Source organism: Pedobacter frigiditerrae (genome assembly GCF_032678705.1).
Lineage (GTDB): Bacteria > Bacteroidota > Bacteroidia > Sphingobacteriales > Sphingobacteriaceae > Pedobacter > Pedobacter frigiditerrae_A.
In genome coordinates this window covers 1,403,753-1,421,088 of sequence record NZ_JAVTSS010000001.1, presented here as the reverse complement: position 1 = coordinate 1,421,088, position 17,336 = coordinate 1,403,753, and the positions used below count along the sequence as shown (strand labels likewise).

Sequence of the window (17,336 nt, the reverse complement as noted above, 5' to 3'; positions counted from 1 at the left end):
ATTACGATTGCCAGTCAAGCTGGCAATGACGCTTAGTAATGCCTACCCAAACAAATCGCTACTTAAATACCTATCTCCTCTATCGCAGGCGATAAACACAATCAAACCGCTCTCCAGCTCTTCTGCCAGTTTAAGTGCACAATGTAAAGCACCACCACTGCTCATTCCCGCAAAAATGCCTTCTTTTTTTGCTAAAGCTCTGGTTGCTATAATCGCATCTTGCTGAGAAACATCCATAATTCTATCTACACGCTCTGGCTCATAGATTCTAGGTAAATATTCAATTGGCCAGCGGCGAATTCCAGGAATAGATGACTCTTCTGTTGGTTGGCAACCTATGATTTGAACATTTGGATTTTTCTCCTTTAAATATCGAGAATTACCCATGATACTACCTGTGGTTCCCATACTGCTTACAAAATGAGTAATTTCACCATTGGTTTCTCCCCAAATCTCTGGACCAGTGGTTTTATAATGTGCTAAATAATTATCGGGGTTCGCAAATTGATTTAGCAGAAAATACCCTAATTGTTTTCCTTTCTCCTCGGCATAATCCCTGCATACTTCAATAGAATCTAACAAAGTAACTTTAGCACCAAAAGCTTGCATGGTTAAAGTTCGCTCTTTTGTAGAACTCGATGGCATTACTAATTCTATTTCAATACCATAAATTGAGGCAATCATAGCTAAAGCTATACCTGTATTTCCACTTGTAGCCTCTATCAATTTAGTGTTTTTATCAACCTCCCCACGCTCCATCGCACTGCGAATCATATTTAAAGCTGCCCTATCTTTCACACTTCCTCCAGGATTATTCCCCTCTAGCTTAGCATAAATTTTTACGTTTGGGTTTGGATTTAAAAAGCGTATTTCTGCCAACGGTGTATTGCCAATGCAGTCTATAATTGTCTTCATACTTATTTAATTTTAATTTCTGACTGATGATAAACTGTAGAATTTTCTGGAACGCTCATCGTTAACCACACGTTTCCACCAATTAAACTATAATCGCCAATAACAGTTAAACCGCCTAAAATGGTAGCACCAGAATAAATAATTACATAGTTACCAATAGTTGGATGTCTTTTGGTATTACCTTTAGATTTATCAACACTTAATGCACCTAAGGTTACCCCTTGATAAAGTTTTACGTGATGACCTATCTCTGTAGTTTCACCAATTACTAAGCCGGTTCCATGGTCAATATACAGATATTCACCAATTTTTGCTGCTGGATGAATGTCTATGCCGGTTATCGTATGGGCATATTCTGTAATAATTCTGGGGATGTAAGGCACTTCTAATAAATATAACTCATGGGCAAAGCGATACATCGCGGTAGCAAAAAAGCCAGGATAACACCTAATAATTTCGAATTCACTTTGTGCTGCTGGGTCGCCATCAACTAGTGCAGAAAGGTCTGTATTTAGCTTTCGATAAATTTCTGGCAGTCGTTCAAAAAAAGATTCCGCTATCTCTTTGTAGTGATTCTTCTTACAAGCTTTAGTCGATTTTAATATGAGTTGCAACTCCTCTTTAAGTTCAAAAAAAATACCTTTCAATATATCCTGGGTATAATTACTGGATGACCCTCGTTCTGGAAAAAGGAGATTAAGTAGGTCATGAGCCCAGCTTGCAATGGCTTGATTTGATGGTACTACCTGCTGTTGATTTTGACGAAAAATGATGCTATCTAGTAATTTGGCTTCCAATGGTTATAAATTTATTTACTCTACAAAGTTAGTATACTTTATTTGTAATCAATATATTTTGATATTTTAAAACGCTTAATAGCTTATCCAAATTTAAATTCATAAAACAAACTACTGTAAAACAACACATTAAAAAATAATCAGAATTAAATTTTGTATTTAATTATAAAAAACTCTACTTTTGGAATATGATTTGGCGAAAGCTAGATTAAAGTCAATACCGTTTAGGTTTTGATTTATAAAGAAGTGGCGAGAGACAGGCTCTTTGACCCACTGGCAACCCTCCCTAACGGAGAAGGTGCCAATTCCTGACCACTCAACATGGTGTTGATTGGAGATATAAATTAAGAAAGATGAAAACATTAAATTCAATTTCGCAAAGCGAAAATCTTAACTTAAAACCACAAGGTTCGGTTTCTACTATTGTAAATCAAATTCGTTGTAATTCACAGCTGATGAATTGTATGTGCAGTTGCATGTACTAATTTAAAATCTTCCTTTTTGTCTTTCAATCCGGAAGGTCCCAAAACATGGGATACGCAAAATTATAGCATCAAATTCAATTACAATTAATTTAGAAATCATGTCAACTACTCATAAATTCGAAACACTACAATTACACGCTGGCCAAGAAATAGACCCAACAACAGGTTCAAGAGCTGTTCCTATTTATCAAACTACATCTTATGGCTTTAAAAATTCTGAGCATGGCGCCAATTTATTTGCCTTAAAAGAATTTGGCAATATTTATACTCGCTTAATGAACCCAACCACAGATGTATTCGAGAAAAGAATTGCGGCTTTGGAAGGTGGCGTTGCCGCATTAGCTGTTGGTTCTGGACAAGCTGCTCAGTTTATTGCCCTAAATAACATTTTGCAAGCAGGCGATAATTTTGTTTCATCAAGCCATTTATATGGTGGTTCTTACAACCAATTTAAAGTTGCTTTTAAACGTTTAGGCATCGAAACAAAATTTGCCAATGGCGATGACCCATCAGACTTTGAAGCGAAAATTGATGAGCAAACAAAAGCAATCTATCTGGAAACTATTGGCAATCCAGCATTTAGCATTATAGATTTTGAACAAATTGCAGCTATTGCAAAAAAACACGACTTGCCTTTAATCGTAGATAATACTTTCGGTGCTGGTGGCTATTTATTTAGACCATTAGAACACGGGGCTCACATCGTTGTACAATCTGCCACAAAGTGGATTGGTGGTCACGGGACAAGTATTGGAGGGGTAATTGTTGACGGCGGCAACTACAATTGGGCAAATGGTAAATTTCCTCAATTTACAGAACCTTCAGACGGTTACCACGGTTTAGTATTCAGTGAGGTATTTGGTGAAGGTGGACCTTTTGGAAATATTCAATTTATTATCCGTGCTCGTGTAGAAGGATTAAGAGACTTCGGTCCTGCCCTTTCTCCTTTCAATTCGTTTTTATTAATTCAAGGATTAGAAACTTTATCACTTCGTGTTCAACGTCACGTAGATAATGCATTAGCATTGGCTAAATGGTTAGAAAATCATCCAGCGGTTGCTAAGGTAAATTACCCAGGATTAGAAAGCAGTCCTTATCACGCCAATGCAAAAAAATATCTAAGCAACGGTTTTGGAGGTGTACTTTCATTTGAGTTAAATGGGGACAAAGAAAATGCAATTGCTTTAGTTGACAACTTAAAATTAGTTAGCCATTTAGCGAATGTGGGAGATGCAAAAACCTTAATTATTCAACCTGCAGCAACTACACATCAACAATTGAGTATAGATGAGCAAATTGCAGCCGGAGTAACACCGAATCAATTAAGAGTTTCAGTAGGTATCGAGCATATCGATGACATCAAAGCAGATTTCGAACAAGCATTTGCGACCATTGGTTCATTGGCATCATTGGTTCATTAGTCAAATAACAATACAAATTAGAACATGTCTATTATATATAAATATCCAAAATTATTCAAGTTAGAAAGCGGTAAGAAACTACGCAATCTTGAAATTGCTTATCAAACTTTTGGTAAATTAAATGCTAATAAAGATAATGTGGTTTGGGCTTGTCATGCACTTACAGCAAATGCTGATGTTTTAGATTGGTGGGAAGGATTATTTGGAAACAATGCCTTATTTAACCCTAACGAGCATTTTATAGTTTGTGCAAATATCTTAGGTTCAAATTACGGAACAACAAACCCATTAAGTGAAAATCCAATAACAGGTCAACCTTACTATTTATCTTTTCCAGAATTTACCATTAGAGATTTAGCATCCGCACATCATTTACTGGCTAATCATTTAGGAATAGATACCATAAAAGTTTTAATTGGTGGTTCTTTAGGCGGACAACAGGCTTTAGAATGGTCATTATCAAAAACTCAAACCATAGAAAACTTAGTTTTAGTAGCTACAAACGCTGTACATTCTCCTTGGGGAATTGCTTTTAACGAAAGTCAGCGTTTGGCAATAAGTTCAGACAGAACCTTTTATGCAAACCAGCCAACTGGCGGATTAAAAGGCTTGAAAGTAGCACGTAGCATCGCATTATTGTCTTATCGCACTTATCAGGCGTATGCTGACACGCAACTAGAAAGCGTTAACGAAAAAACTACTGGTTATAGAGCTGCATCTTACCAAAATTATCAAGGTGAGAAATTATGTAAACGCTTCAATGCATACAGCTACTGGTATTTAAGCAAAGCGATGGATAGTCATAATGTTGGTCGTGGTAGAAAAAGTATTGCAGCGGCACTTAGTGATGTGAAGTCTAACACCTTAGTAATTGGAATTGAAAATGATGTTTTATTTCCGATAGTTGAACAACAATATCTGGCTAAAAACATTAATGGAGCACAATTTAGCAGTATTAATTGTGCTTATGGCCATGATGGTTTTTTAATTGAGACCGATAAACTGACAAACATTATTGGCACCTTTTTAAAAGAGAGTGCAAACAAGAAAATTATAAAATTAAACAGAACAGCTTAATCGTTTTTCGTCAACCGTTTTTCGAACAACGAACAACAACAAACGAGCAACGAAAAAGAACAACGAACAAAAAAATGAGTAAGAAACTTAAAATAGGATTATTTGGATTCGGAGTAGTTGGACAGGGATTACATGACATTATCCGTGGACAAAACCTTAATTTAGAGATTGTTAAAATCGCTATTAAAAACCCTGAAAAAAAGCGCAGTTTAGATGCACATCTTTTTACTACCTCTCACGAAGAGATTTTAAATGACCCAGAAATAAATACAATTGTAGAATTAATTGATGATGCTGATGCAGCTTTTAGAATTGCTAAAACAGCATTAAGTAGTGGCAAAAATGTTGTATCTGCAAACAAAAAAATGATTGCCTTACATTTAGCAGAGTTAGTTCAACTACAAGCAGATAATGGAACATCTTTACTTTATGAAGGTGCAGTTTGCGGCAGTATTCCAATCATCAGAAACTTAGAAGAGTATTACGATAATGAGCTTTTACACGGAATCAGTGGTATTTTCAATGGTTCATCAAATTATATTTTATCGAAAATATTTAATGAAGGTTTAGCTTATTCTACTGCCTTAAAACAAGCGCAAGATTTAGGATTTGCAGAAACGGATCCAATTTTAGATGTGGGAGGTTATGACCCAAAATTTAAATTGACAATAGCTACAGCTCACGCTTATGGTTTGTTTATAAATCCTGATAAGATATTAAATGTTGGTATTCAAAATATTTCTGAGGCTGATATCCAATATGCCAGAGAGAAAAACTTCAAGATAAAATTGGTGCCAACAGCAAGGAAAATTAGCACTAAACAAGTGGTAACTTTTGTATTGCCTAAGTTTGTTAAGGCTGATGATTTCCTTTACAATGTTGAGAATGAATACAATGGCGTAACTGTTCAGGCAGCTTTTGCCGATAAACAATTCTTCTTTGGTAAAGGCGCAGGCGGTCACCCAACTGGTGCGGCCGTACTTTCAGACATTGCTGCCTTGCGTTACGATTATCGTTATGAGTACAAAAAATACCACCAACAAAACGGCTTAATTCATACGGATAAAGTTAGCATTGAAGTGTATTTACGCTACATTCACGAATACACTGTAGAGAAATTACAAGTTGAAAATATCTCTGAGCGTTTCTCTCGCAACGATTATAAATATGTAATTGGAAGCGTGAGTTTAAAAAGTTTAATAGAAAATAGAGATTTACTTTTAAATAAAGATGTGTTTATCGCACAGACTGGCAAGTTAACTTACAGTCAACAAGATATTGCAGCCATTGCCGAAGAAGGTGTATTGGTAAACTAAAAATTATTTCCTGCCTGCCGGCAGGCAGGTGTTTTGTTTTGATTGCAAATAGCCTCGATTTCATCCATCGGGGCTTTTGCTTTTCTAGAGGTTGATGGCTAATAGACCATAGTCCATTGTCCATCAACAACTAACTAATCTCCCTATTAATATCCCAGTTTTCTAAATAATCCGCTACTCGGCGAACAAAAGAACCACCTAAAGCACCGTCAACAACTCTATGGTCATAAGAAAGAGAAAGAAACATCATGTGACGAATGGCTATTACATCACCAAATTCTGTTTCTAAAACTGCTGGTTTCTTTTTAATAGCGCCAACTGCTAAAATAGCAACTTGTGGCTGATTAATAATTGGAGTTCCCATTACGTTACCAAAAGAACCAACATTGGTTAATGTAAATGTTCCATTTTGAGTTTCATCTGGCTTCAATTTCGAATTACGAGCTCTTGAAGCTAAATCGTTAACTGCTTTTGTTAAACCCACTAAATTTAACTGGTCGGCATTTTTTATTACAGGGACAATTAAATTTCCACTTGGCAAAGCTGCTGCCATACCAATATTAATGTCTCTTTTTTTAATGATTTGTGTTCCATTAACAGTTACATTAATCATCGGGAAATCTTTTATCGCTCTGCTAACCGCTTCGATAAATATTGGAGTAAAAGTTATTTTTTCGTTTTCACGTTGCTCAAATGCCTTTTTAACCTTATCTCTCCATTTTACCATATTAGTCACGTCAGCTTCAACAAAAGAAGTTACGTGCGGAGAAGTTTGCTTACTCATCACCATGTGTTCGGCAATCAGCTTACGCATCCTATCCATCTCCATAATTTCATCGCCACCACTTACCGAAGTTACTGGTTGAGATTTAGGAGTTTCAGGTTTTACAGCTTGAACTGGTACTGTAGCTTGCATTGGAACCTGAACAACCTTTTCTGGAGCACTACCGTTTTTACTTTGGATATAATTTAATAAATCGTCCTTTGTTAAACGACCCTCAGCTCCGCTTCCTTTGATTTGGTCAAGTTCTGCTAGGGCAATGTTTTCTTGAGCAGCAATATTCTTTACCAAAGGCGAATAAAAGCGTTCTGAGTCTTTAAAATCAATTGGTTGAGCAGTTGTTTGATTGTCTTGAGGTAATTGTTCAGTACCAGGAATATTTTCTACAGGTGCACTTACTGGAGCAGTTTCTTCAACTATTGGAGCTTCAAAAACTGGCGTACTTTCTACATTACTATCTGTTTCAATTATTGCAATTACAGCGCCAACTTGTACAACATCATCAGTTGCAAAAAGTTGCTTTACCAATTTACCAGCCACAGGCGATGGAACTTCAGAATCTACCTTATCGGTTGCAATCTCTAAAATAGTATCATCCAGTTGAATCATATCTCCTGGTTGTTTATTCCATTTAATGATGGTTGCTTCTGCAACACTCTCTCCCATTTTTGGTAACAATAATTCGTATTGAGCCATATTGTCTGATTGTTTATAATTGGTAATCGAGCGCAAAAGTACGCCTTTTTACCTATTTAATTCAAATCTTGTTTCAAGAGATTTAAAAGCAAGGTTAAAGCCGCTGTTGCTGAACGTTCTATATTTTGAATTCGTTTATTACTAAAAGTGAATAATTTAGCAATGGTTTCTTTTTTTGATGAAATAGCTATCCACACTGTGCCTACGGGTTTACCTGGCATACCACCATCTGGTCCGGCAATACCACTAACGGCAATTGCATAGTCAGTTTTAAAATGTTCAATTGCACCTTGTGCCATTTCTTTTACGGTTTGTTCACTTACCGCTCCAAAATCAGTTAAGGTTTGATGCTTAACGCCCAAAATAGATTCTTTCAAATCGTAAGAATAAGCAACTGCGCCACCAGCAAAAACTGCAGACGAACCAGCGTGCTGTGTCAATAAATGAGCAATATATCCGCCAGTACAACTTTCTGCGGTAGATAGTGTTAAACCATTAGTTTTCATCAAATCTAATATTGCTTTTTCCAAAGGAACATCATCTTCTGCCGCTACAAAAGTTTTAATTCTTTCTATAATTTTTTGAGCGTGTAGATTAACCTCAGCTTTTAAGGCAATTTCATCATTACCAATGGCACTTAATCGTAACCTTACTTGTCCAAGTTTTGGTAAGTAAGCCAGCTTAATATGGCTTGGCAAAGCATCTTCTAAATCTTCTATTTGTTGAGCTAAAAAAGACTCGCCTTGTCCGATTGTTAAAATGGTTTTATGAACGATGAAAGGTAATTCGAATGCTTTTTGTAAACGAGGAAGAATCTCATCTTCCATTAAATACATCATCTCAAATGGAACACCTGGCATAGAGACAATGATTTTTCCATCAACATCAAACCACATACAAGGTGCCGTTCCATTTTTATTTTGAATAACCGTACAGCCATCTGGAACATCTGCTTGTCGCCTATTTAAATCAATCATCGGTCTATTTAGCTTTGCAAAAAGACCTTCAACATGCGCCAATGTTTCAGCATCCCTTCTCAAAGGCATATTGAAATATTTTGACAGTGTAAGTTTAGTGATATCGTCTTTTGTTGGCCCTAATCCGCCGGTAATTAAAATGATGTTTGCTCTTTTTTGGGCTTCATCCAAGGCTTGTATGATATGGTCCGCATTATCAGAAACTGAAGTAATTTGTTTTACACTAATTCCAATCTTATTCAGCTCCTTACCCATCCAAGCAGAGTTGGTATCTACTATCTGACCAATTAATATCTCGTCGCCTATGGTGATGATTTCCGCTAGCATATATTTTTAGTATTTGGTGTAATAACCTTTTCTTTTGCTCAATTTCAAATCTTGCAGTACTGATGCTTTCACTTTAATATCAATAGAATAACTTTGGTAAGCACCAAAAGGTATCCAACTTGCACTTAAATCCCAGCAATGTAAATCTCTGTAAATTGCAAAAGAGGTATAGGAAATATTTTTAGCCTTAAAATCGTAACCAGAGTTAAATTGAATTTTCCATTTTGGCGTTAAATTAAAATCACCATTAAAATTCAAGGTATTGCTAATTGTTCTGGTTTCTTTTCTTCCTAATGGATTGCTATAGTTAAAACTATATGAAAGCGCAATGTTCCAAGGGATATTAAAATCTACAAAGGCATTTGGGTCTCTACTTATTGCTTGCAATCTGTCAGTCTCTTCTTGCGTTCTTCCGGCAGTAGGAGTTTGATTCTTCACTGCATCTACATTTTTATTACGACTTTTTAAAGCTTCTGGATTAAAGCTGAAATCTGTAGAGAAAGTGATGCTAGTAATACGCGGTAAACGATAACTATCTACTTCACGATAGCTAGGAATAACTGACTGATTTGCTGTACCAGCATTAACAACTGTGCCAACATTTTTAACAGCATAAGGGCTTAATGACCCACTAAAATTAAACCCAAGTTTATCGGTAAACTGAGAACGACCACCAAAACTGATAGGCGCTAATTTCATACTATCGGCCACAAAATTATAAGAACTAGAAAATGTTAAACCTTGGATAATGGGAATTTTCTTTTCCCCTGTTCCAGTTGTATCTGCTGCAGAGGCAACTTTTAATTCGACATTATTATCCAATGAAAAACCAATTGAAGCTTGTTTTCCTGCTGATGGCCCACCATAAATTCCTTGCTCAAATATCGAATATTTTAGTGGCTTTCCTTTTGCGTCTCTTATTATTTGACTGCCATCAGTAGCGATTAATTCCCTTTTCCCAGGTCTTAAATCATTTTTGTATAATTCTTGGTTTTTATAATATCCAAAATTACTGGATGAAAAATCTGGTTTGTAAGAAAAACTAAAATTGGGTGTCATTACGTGGCTAAACCCTTTAATTTTTCCCATATTGGCAAACCTCTTTCTAAAATAAAGCTTTGTAGACATACCAGTACTCAAGGTATATTCGCCTGCCCTTTTAAAACCATTTACAGTATCTGTAACAACTGTTGGAGAACCTGTTGGATTTTCTAAGTAAAAATTTTTAACAGTTTGGAAATACCAACGCTCGTTATAATTTACACTTGTGTTAAAGTTTAAATATTTAAATAGGTTAAAAGGTAAACTAATTGGAATATTATGTTGAAAACCATTTTTAAATCGCTTTAAGCCATCTTTATCAAAAAGCATATCTTCTTTAGTATTAACAGTATTGCTAGCTTGTAAGCTATAACCAACTGTTAATTTTTGATACCATTTTTGCTCTCCAACGCTATTCTTTCCATAAAATGGAGTAAGAGTAGACATATTTAAACTTACTTGAGGTAACGTTAAACTAATAGTTTTTGCTTGTGTTTCTTGACTGTGAGAAAGAGCAGCCGTTAAGTTAAATAATCCATCGCCAAATACTTTACCATAGGCAATACTAGAGCTTAATGTGTTCTGTGCTATTTGATTAATATCATAAGTCGCATTTGCTGCAGTTGTACTAAAATAACTACTCGTTCCAGCATTTACCGAAGCACTAAATGTGGTACCTGGTCTTGCGTTAGCATTCTGACTATGTGTCCATCCAATGTGAAAATTTTTCTGAGGCTTATATTCTGGCGTACCTTCCAGACCATTTCTTGTACTAGAATAAGCTAAGTTTAAATTACCACCATACTTATAACGCTTCAAGTAATTTGTTGCTAAATTTAAGTCGTAAGAACCATTGGTGAAGATATTACCAGTTACTTTAGCATCCCAATAATCACTTAGTATAACATAATACCCACCGTTAGTTAAAGAGAAGCCCTTTGTAGCATCTTCTCCTGGGGTAGGTAAAATAAAACCAGATGATTTCTTATTTGGTTTAGGAAAAAACGCAAAGGGCAAACCCAATGGCATTGGGATTCGCTCAAATTCAAAGTATACTGGACCAGTTATAATGTGATTTTCTGTAGCAATGCCTTTAGTAATATGTAAACCGAAGTGTGGTTCTGGCAAATTACAGGTGCTATAAGTTGTATTAGAAACGTGAAATTCATTATCTGGCTGTACTTTTGTTCGTCCTCCTGTAAAAAAGCCACCTTCTTGTTCTTTAAAAATACCATCCACATTACCTTTTCTAGTCTTGGTATTATAACTTATAGAATCGGCAATGCCTGTTCCGTCAGCTCCCATTTTAAAAATAGGTCTGCCATAATATTTGCCTTTATCATTTGTAATACCTCTGGCAAAAATGATGTTATTTTTAGAGTCGTATCTAATATATTCTGCATCAAGTTCAAAAGTATCATAAATCACTCTAGCCTTTCCGTAAAAATGAACTACACCATTCTTTTTATCAACATGGGTTGAGTCATTTGCAAAATGTTCAATCTTATCATCAAGTCCATCTACGCCTTTTTTCATCTTAACCTTGCTCGTATCTTTTTTAGATGTATCTACTGGTTTAGTGATTTTTTTGGGTACTTGCTGAAAAGAAATAGTAGATGTTGCGAGTGCTTTATTACTAACAGATGTTAATAAAAGAGTAAACGTTATAAAAATGATGTATCTTAAAAGTTTCAAATTCGTGTGTGAATGTTATTTTTGCAATAATGTTTATCCCAAAACGTTCAAAATTAATGAAAAATATACCATTGGTTAGGCCAAAAGCAATTTTGATTGTACTTATTTCTATCATATCTATCTTAGGTATTGATAATCAACTATTTGCGCAAGAATACAAAATTAAAACAATTGTAATTGATGCGGGTCATGGAGGCAAAGATGGGAGCACAAGAGGCTCATATTCTACTGAAAAAGATGTTGCGCTTAAAACTGCCATTAGATTAGGTAAGCTAATTGAAGAAAACATGAAAGATGTTAAGGTCATCTTAACACGAAATGACGATACTTTTGTTCCTCTTTATGAACGTATCGCCATCGCAAATAATGCAAAAGCAGATTTATTTATCTCCATTCATTGTAATGATATGCCGGTTGTTAGCAGTCGTTATATCAGTGGTTATACTAGAAATAAAAAAGGTAAAAAGGTTCCTGTTTACAAAACTAGGTATGCAAAAAGCACTTCTACAAGGGGTGTAGAGACTTTTGTGTCTGGTAGTGGAAGAATAAACGAACAAGATGCAGCCATTAAGCGAGAAAATGCGTCTATCTTTTTAGAGGATAACTATAAAGAGAATTACGATGGTTTTAATCCTGATGATCCAGAAAGTGCTATCATTTTATCCTTAATGAAAAACACCTTTAGAACACAAAGTTTAAAATTAGCCAAAATGGTACAAGACCAATATGTAAGCGTTGGCAGGGTTAATAGAGGTGTTCAAGAAAAAAGTTTAGCTGTTTTAGCTAGAGCAGGAATGCCTGCAATATTAACAGAAATAGGTTTTATCAGTAACCAGGAGGAAGAAGACTATATGAATTCAGAAGCTGGACAAATTGAAATTACCAATTGTCTTTTAAAAGCAATACAAGCCTATAAAATAAGTGTGGAGATTTAGTTGACGATATTTATTATAAATTTGCAGTTCAAACACCGATAATGAGATTAAAACACGTCCCTTTTTCACTTCTTATTCTATTTTTTATCAATATAACTGTTGCAAACGCACAAGGATATAAAATAAAAACCATAGTAATTGATGCTGGCCACGGTGGCGTAAAACCTGGCGCAAAAGGAAAATATTCTTATGAAAAAAATGTTGCCTTACAAGTTGCATTAAAGTTAGGCAAGAAATTAGAAGAGGAACTTCCAAACATAAAAATCATTCAGATTCGTAAAACTGATGTTGATGTTGATTGGTATCGCAGAGCTGAAATAGCTAACAATGCAAAGGCTGATTTATTTATATCAATACATTGTAATTCGATGGAAAAAGGGAATCATTACACCAAAGGAACAGAAACTTTTGTAGGTGCTTATCGTCGTATTAACGAAATGGATGCTGGAATTAAAGAAAATGAAGATATTATAAACGATAAGAATTATAAGAAAAAAGGGACTTACGACCCAACAGACCCTGAAGAATTAATTATGTTATCTTTGTATAAATCTCTTTATCGTGCTAAAAGTTTAGCATTGGCCAAGATGGTGCAAAAAAACTATACTGACGTAAACAAAAGGGTTAACAGAGGTGTTAAGGAGCAAGGATTATTAATACTCCAAAGAGCAGCAATGCCTTCTATTTTAACAGAAATTGGATTTATATCTAACCCTGCGGAAGAAGACTACATCAACTCTGCAGATGGGCAGGAAGAAATTGTAAGTGCAATAGTTAATGCCATCAAACAGTACAAAAAAGAAATTGAAAACTAACAAACACCAAACTACGTGAAGATAAAAAACGAAACCAAGGTAGGCGTATTAGCAGCATTTGCAATAGCTTTATTAATAATTGGATATAACTTTTTAAAAGGGAATTCGATATTTTCTAGCGAAACAACATTATATGCTAGATATACTCAAGTAGATGGATTAGGCGTTTCTAAACCTGTATTAATTAATGGTTTTCAAATTGGAAGAGTTGACAAATTAGAACTAGATTCAAATGGTACTATTTTAGCTACTTTAAAAATCAAAGCCCAATACGAAATACCAATTAATACCATTGCTAGGCTAGAAAGCACAGATTTACTTGGTGGAAAAGCTGTAGTAATGGTTTTAGGGAATAGTAGAGAGATTGCAAAAGAAGGCTATGTTTTAAATGCCAATGTAGAAAAAAGTTTAATGGAATCTGTTCAGCCAGTACAAAAGAAAGCTGAAATGATTATTACAAAAATGGATTCTATCCTGACTAGCGTAAATGCTATTTTAAATCCTAACTTCCAGAAAAACGTAGATAAAAGCTTTACCAGCATTGCTTCTACCCTAGCATCGTTAGAAGGTACTTCTAAAAAGGTTGATGCATTGGTTGGCTCTGAGAGCTCAAAATTATCTGCTATTTTATCTAATGTTGAAACAATAACTGTAAACTTTAAAAATAACGGAGCTAAGATTGATGCCATTTTAACGAACTTAAATACAGTAACAGATAAGGCAGCTGCATTAAATTTTAAAGCAACTATCGATAACGCGAATAAAGCAGTCGCTGATTTACAAGGAATGGTTTCTGATTTAAAAGGAGGAAAAGGTTCTTTAGGCAAATTGCTTAATGACGATGAAATGTATAAAAACCTAACCAACGCAGCTAAAAATCTAGATAACTTGATGATAGATTTAAAGGCTAATCCTAAACGTTATGTACACTTCTCTGTATTTGGTGGCGGTAACAAAACAGATAAATAGGTTTAACTAAATTTATGAAGCCGCAGATGAGCAGATTATTTTTCTGTACATCTGCGGCTTTTTTTGTTGGTTATTGTTATATCCAATTGAGATTATCTGGATAAATTTCTACGCCAAGTTCTCTTCAATCAGTAAATTTATAATCCCATCAACCATACCAACTTTAGGTACGTAAATTTGTTTAATGCCTGTCCATTTCATTAAAGTAAGATAAATTTCACAAGCTGGGATAATTACGTCTGCCCTATCTTGGTTAAGTTTTAACAAGGTTATACGCTCTTTTAATGAGTAAGAATTTAGTTCATTGTACATCGAGTTTAGTTTTGCAAAATTCAATGGCATATCCTCTTTCTCACCAGACATGCGAAACAATTTATTGATGTTTCCTCCTGTACCAATCCCGGCTAAGTTTTTCAAATCCTTTGTACGAGACTTAACCCAATCTTTCATTTCTTCCCAAGTTTCATCTTTATCTTGGTTATCTAAAATCCGGATGGTACCTATATTAAATGATTTTGAAGCAACAGGCTGTTTATTTACAAACACTGACAATTCTGTACTTCCTCCACCAACATCTATGTACAAATAGCTCTTATTGGCGTCTAGGTTTTGTTCTATATGGTTAGAGTAAATAATATTGGCCTCTCTCTGACCTCCAATAATTTCTAAGTCAATGTCTGCAACTTTCTTTATTTTTTTAATGATTTCTTTTCCATTTCCGGCTTCCCGCATTGCGGATGTAGCGCAAGCCAAATATTTAGTAACTTGATAAACGTCCATCAAATTTTTAAATGCACTCATTGTCTTTACTAAATCATCAATCTTTTTTGGAGAAATTTTCTGATCTAAAAAAGCATCATCACCTAAACGTAATGGCACACGCACTAATGTATTTTTCTTAAATCCGTAACCTTTTTCACTTTGTGTAATATCGGCAATTAATAAACGAACGGCATTTGAACCGATATCGATAGCAGCATATCTCATTAGCTATTGTGTTTGTTTTTGAGGTAGTTATAGGTTTGTACTTGTGCCCTAACTTTAGCGGTTAATCTATTTTTATGATATTTGTTATTGTTTAATTTTGTGATATCCCTTGCCTTCACATTATCCTGTAATTGAAACTCAATAATATCACGAATTTCATTTCTCACTTGTTCGTCTAACACAGGAAAGCCTACTTCCACCCTGTGCTCAAAATTTCGGCTCATTAAATCTGCCGAAGAAAGAAACATTTCTTCTTTCCCATTATTGCCAAAGATGAAAACACGAGCGTGTTCTAAGAATTTATCTATGATACTGATTACTGTAATGTTTTCACTAAAGCCAACAACACCTGGTACTAAACAGCAAATACCACGAACTATTAATTTGATTTGAACACCAGCATTACTAGCTTCATATAATTTCTCTACTATACCTTCATCAGCCAAACTATTCACCTTTAAAATCATATATGCCGGCTTTTTTGATTTGGCAAATTTGATTTCCCTGTTAATTAAATCATAAATCTTGTTTCGAGAATCAAGTGGAGAAACAATTAAATGTTTAAAATCCTTGGCAATTGTTTTCTTATTAAGTGCTGTAAAAAGCTTCAATAAATCGGTTGTAATTTCTTTTTTAGCAGTAAAAATGCTGTGGTCACAGTAAATTCTGGCTGTTTTTTCATTAAAATTACCTGTTGCTAAATTTGCATAATAAACTGGTCTTCCTTTCTCAATTCGTTTGACTAAGCAAATTTTAGAATGTACCTTATAATCAGATAAGCCATAATTAACATTTACACCTTCTTCCATTAACCTATTTGTCCAGAAAATATTGGCATTTTCATCAAACCTTGCTTTTAATTCTACCACACAATTAACTTTTTTACCATTTTTAGCAGCGTTAATCAAGGTGTTTATTACTTTAGAATTTTCTGCAAGGCGATAAAGGGTAATATTAATCTCCGTTACTTTAGGATCTATTGCTGCTTCACGAAGAAATAAAATGATATAATCGTAAGATTGATAAGGTAAATTAACGAGATAATCTCTTTCAGCAAGCTTATTAAAAATACTTTCGGTTCTATGTAAACCTTTAACTTTTAGCGGCTCAACTGGCGGATATTCTAACTCTTTTGAACCAACATTTGGGAAAGCAATAAAATCGCCAAATCTGTGGTAACGGTTACCTGGTATTAATCCTTCTGCTTCAATTTTTAACTTTGAAACTAAGACACTCAACATATCAAAAGGCATTTCAGTATCATACAATAAACGCATTGGTTTACCTTTTTTACGTTTATCTAAACTTGTTTTCAGTTCTTCTATAAATTTATCGCTGATATTTTTATCAATATCAAGTTCAGCATCTCTAGTTAGCTGAATAGAGAAAGCTTCAATTTGGTCGTAATTGAAAACATAGAAAATATCATCCAAACAATACTTTATAATATCTTCTGCCAAAATGATAAATTTTAATCCATTTGTCTCTGGTAAAACTAAAAATCGAGGTAAGTTACTAGGTAATTCAATTAAGGCATATTTTTCTCCTTTTTTTGAACCTTTTTTAATCAACCTAACAAAGAAATACAGACGTCTATCTTTTAGTTCAGGAAAAGGACCATCCAAATCTATCATAATGGGAACCAAATTCGATAAAATCTTATCCCTAAAATGATTTCGAACAAACTCCCCTCTAGCTACGTTGAGTTGCGTATCGTTTAAAATAAATATACGATTTTGAGCTAATTCGTTTATTAACGTAGCTTGAAATAGATTTTCGAATTTGCGCTCGTGTTTAACTACAATGTTTTTAATCTCATTTAAAACCTTTTTAGGATTAAAGCCAAGTAGCGCCTTGGCCTTATCATTTAGGTTAACCAAACGACTTAAAGTAGCTACACGAACACGATAAAATTCTTCGAGGTTAGAAGAAAAAATTGAAAGGAATTTTATCCGTTCAATTAAGGGAACGGTTTCGTCTGCTGCTTCCTGCAAAACACGTTCATTAAAATAAAGCCAACTTATTTCTCTATTTAAAAACGGTAGCTTCTTTTTGGCCATGGATAAAAATCAAAAAAATCTTCTGACCTTATCAGAAGATTT

At 34.6% G+C, this 17,336-nt stretch carries 13 protein-coding genes and 1 riboswitch; of the genes, 6 read left to right on the top strand and 7 right to left on the bottom strand.

All coding sequences use genetic code 11. The features are described from left to right. Nucleotides 1-42: 42 nt before the first annotated feature. On the bottom strand, nt 43-915 hold the full coding sequence (gene cysM / locus R2Q59_RS05620; protein ID WP_316784293.1) for a cysteine synthase CysM: 873 nt from the start codon (nt 913-915) through the stop codon (nt 43-45). 2 nt (nt 916-917) lie between these two features. Then, nucleotides 918-1,712 (bottom strand): serine O-acetyltransferase EpsC, encoded by a 795-nt coding sequence (gene epsC, locus R2Q59_RS05615; RefSeq protein WP_316784291.1) that lies wholly within the window; start codon nt 1,710-1,712, stop codon nt 918-920. A 233-nt stretch (nt 1,713-1,945) separates the two neighbouring features. Then, a riboswitch (SAM riboswitch) is annotated at nt 1,946-2,058 on the top strand. A gap of 237 nt (nt 2,059-2,295) precedes the next feature. Here epsC and R2Q59_RS05610 point away from each other — a divergent pair. The 3 genes from R2Q59_RS05610 (at nt 2,296) to R2Q59_RS05600 (ending at nt 6,011) form a co-directional block, all read left to right on the top strand. Continuing rightward, on the top strand, nt 2,296-3,618 hold the full coding sequence (locus R2Q59_RS05610; RefSeq protein WP_316784289.1) for an O-acetylhomoserine aminocarboxypropyltransferase/cysteine synthase: 1,323 nt from the start codon (nt 2,296-2,298) through the stop codon (nt 3,616-3,618). 24 nt (nt 3,619-3,642) lie between these two features. Beyond that, a complete protein-coding gene (gene metX / locus R2Q59_RS05605) occupies nt 3,643-4,695 on the top strand; it encodes an alpha/beta fold hydrolase (RefSeq protein ID WP_316784287.1) in 1,053 nt (350 codons plus the stop codon). 74 nt (nt 4,696-4,769) lie between these two features. After that, a complete protein-coding gene (locus R2Q59_RS05600; RefSeq protein ID WP_316766697.1) occupies nt 4,770-6,011 on the top strand; it encodes a homoserine dehydrogenase in 1,242 nt (413 codons plus the stop codon). Nucleotides 6,012-6,141: 130 nt separating this feature from the next. Here R2Q59_RS05600 and R2Q59_RS05595 read toward each other — a convergent pair whose 3' ends face one another. The 3 genes from R2Q59_RS05595 to R2Q59_RS05585 are packed head-to-tail and all read right to left on the bottom strand — an operon-like array spanning nt 6,142 to nt 11,528. After that, nucleotides 6,142-7,488, bottom strand: a complete 1,347-nt coding sequence (locus R2Q59_RS05595; RefSeq protein ID WP_316784286.1) for a dihydrolipoamide acetyltransferase family protein — start codon at nt 7,486-7,488, stop codon at nt 6,142-6,144. Nucleotides 7,489-7,544: 56 nt separating this feature from the next. Beyond that, complete coding sequence (locus tag R2Q59_RS05590) at nt 7,545-8,792, bottom strand: competence/damage-inducible protein A (RefSeq protein ID WP_316784284.1); 1,248 nt, start codon at nt 8,790-8,792, stop codon at nt 7,545-7,547. A 6-nt stretch (nt 8,793-8,798) separates the two neighbouring features. Then, nucleotides 8,799-11,528: a putative LPS assembly protein LptD gene (locus R2Q59_RS05585; RefSeq protein WP_316766688.1), complete on the bottom strand. Its 2,730-nt coding sequence runs from the start codon at nt 11,526-11,528 to the stop codon at nt 8,799-8,801. A 56-nt stretch (nt 11,529-11,584) separates the two neighbouring features. Here R2Q59_RS05585 and R2Q59_RS05580 point away from each other — a divergent pair, with 56 nt between their 5' ends. From R2Q59_RS05580 to R2Q59_RS05570, 3 genes are read left to right on the top strand one after another with little or no spacing between them, the layout of a single operon-like run. After that, entirely contained in the window at nt 11,585-12,463 is an 879-nt protein-coding gene (locus R2Q59_RS05580) for an N-acetylmuramoyl-L-alanine amidase (protein WP_316766684.1), read from the top strand. 41 nt (nt 12,464-12,504) lie between these two features. After that, nucleotides 12,505-13,278, top strand: coding sequence for an N-acetylmuramoyl-L-alanine amidase (locus R2Q59_RS05575; protein ID WP_316766683.1), 774 nt, complete (start codon nt 12,505-12,507; stop codon nt 13,276-13,278). A gap of 15 nt (nt 13,279-13,293) precedes the next feature. Continuing rightward, nucleotides 13,294-14,247 (top strand): MlaD family protein, encoded by a 954-nt coding sequence (locus R2Q59_RS05570; protein WP_316766681.1) that lies wholly within the window; start codon nt 13,294-13,296, stop codon nt 14,245-14,247. A gap of 108 nt (nt 14,248-14,355) precedes the next feature. Here the strand turns inward: R2Q59_RS05570 and R2Q59_RS05565 are convergent, their stop codons facing one another. Then, nucleotides 14,356-15,234, bottom strand: coding sequence for an exopolyphosphatase (locus R2Q59_RS05565; protein WP_316766678.1), 879 nt, complete (start codon nt 15,232-15,234; stop codon nt 14,356-14,358). Beyond that, nucleotides 15,234-17,294, bottom strand: a complete 2,061-nt coding sequence (ppk1, locus tag R2Q59_RS05560; protein ID WP_316784282.1) for a polyphosphate kinase 1 — start codon at nt 17,292-17,294, stop codon at nt 15,234-15,236. The genes R2Q59_RS05565 and ppk1 overlap by 1 nt, the downstream gene beginning before the upstream one ends. Nucleotides 17,295-17,336 lie beyond the last annotated feature (42 nt).

Coding starts and splice junctions, on each gene's coding strand:
- cysM (WP_316784293.1), bottom strand. CDS start 915: ATGAAGACAATTATAGACTGCATTGGCAATACACCGTTGGCAGAAATA.
- R2Q59_RS05610 (WP_316784289.1), top strand. CDS start 2,296: ATGTCAACTACTCATAAATTCGAAACACTACAATTACACGCTGGCCAA.
- metX (WP_316784287.1), top strand. CDS start 3,643: ATGTCTATTATATATAAATATCCAAAATTATTCAAGTTAGAAAGCGGT.
- R2Q59_RS05600 (WP_316766697.1), top strand. CDS start 4,770: ATGAGTAAGAAACTTAAAATAGGATTATTTGGATTCGGAGTAGTTGGA.
- R2Q59_RS05595 (WP_316784286.1), bottom strand. CDS start 7,488: ATGGCTCAATACGAATTATTGTTACCAAAAATGGGAGAGAGTGTTGCA.
- R2Q59_RS05590 (WP_316784284.1), bottom strand. CDS start 8,792: ATGCTAGCGGAAATCATCACCATAGGCGACGAGATATTAATTGGTCAG.
- R2Q59_RS05580 (WP_316766684.1), top strand. CDS start 11,585: ATGAAAAATATACCATTGGTTAGGCCAAAAGCAATTTTGATTGTACTT.
- R2Q59_RS05575 (WP_316766683.1), top strand. CDS start 12,505: ATGAGATTAAAACACGTCCCTTTTTCACTTCTTATTCTATTTTTTATC.
- R2Q59_RS05565 (WP_316766678.1), bottom strand. CDS start 15,234: ATGAGATATGCTGCTATCGATATCGGTTCAAATGCCGTTCGTTTATTA.
- ppk1 (WP_316784282.1), bottom strand. CDS start 17,294: ATGGCCAAAAAGAAGCTACCGTTTTTAAATAGAGAAATAAGTTGGCTT.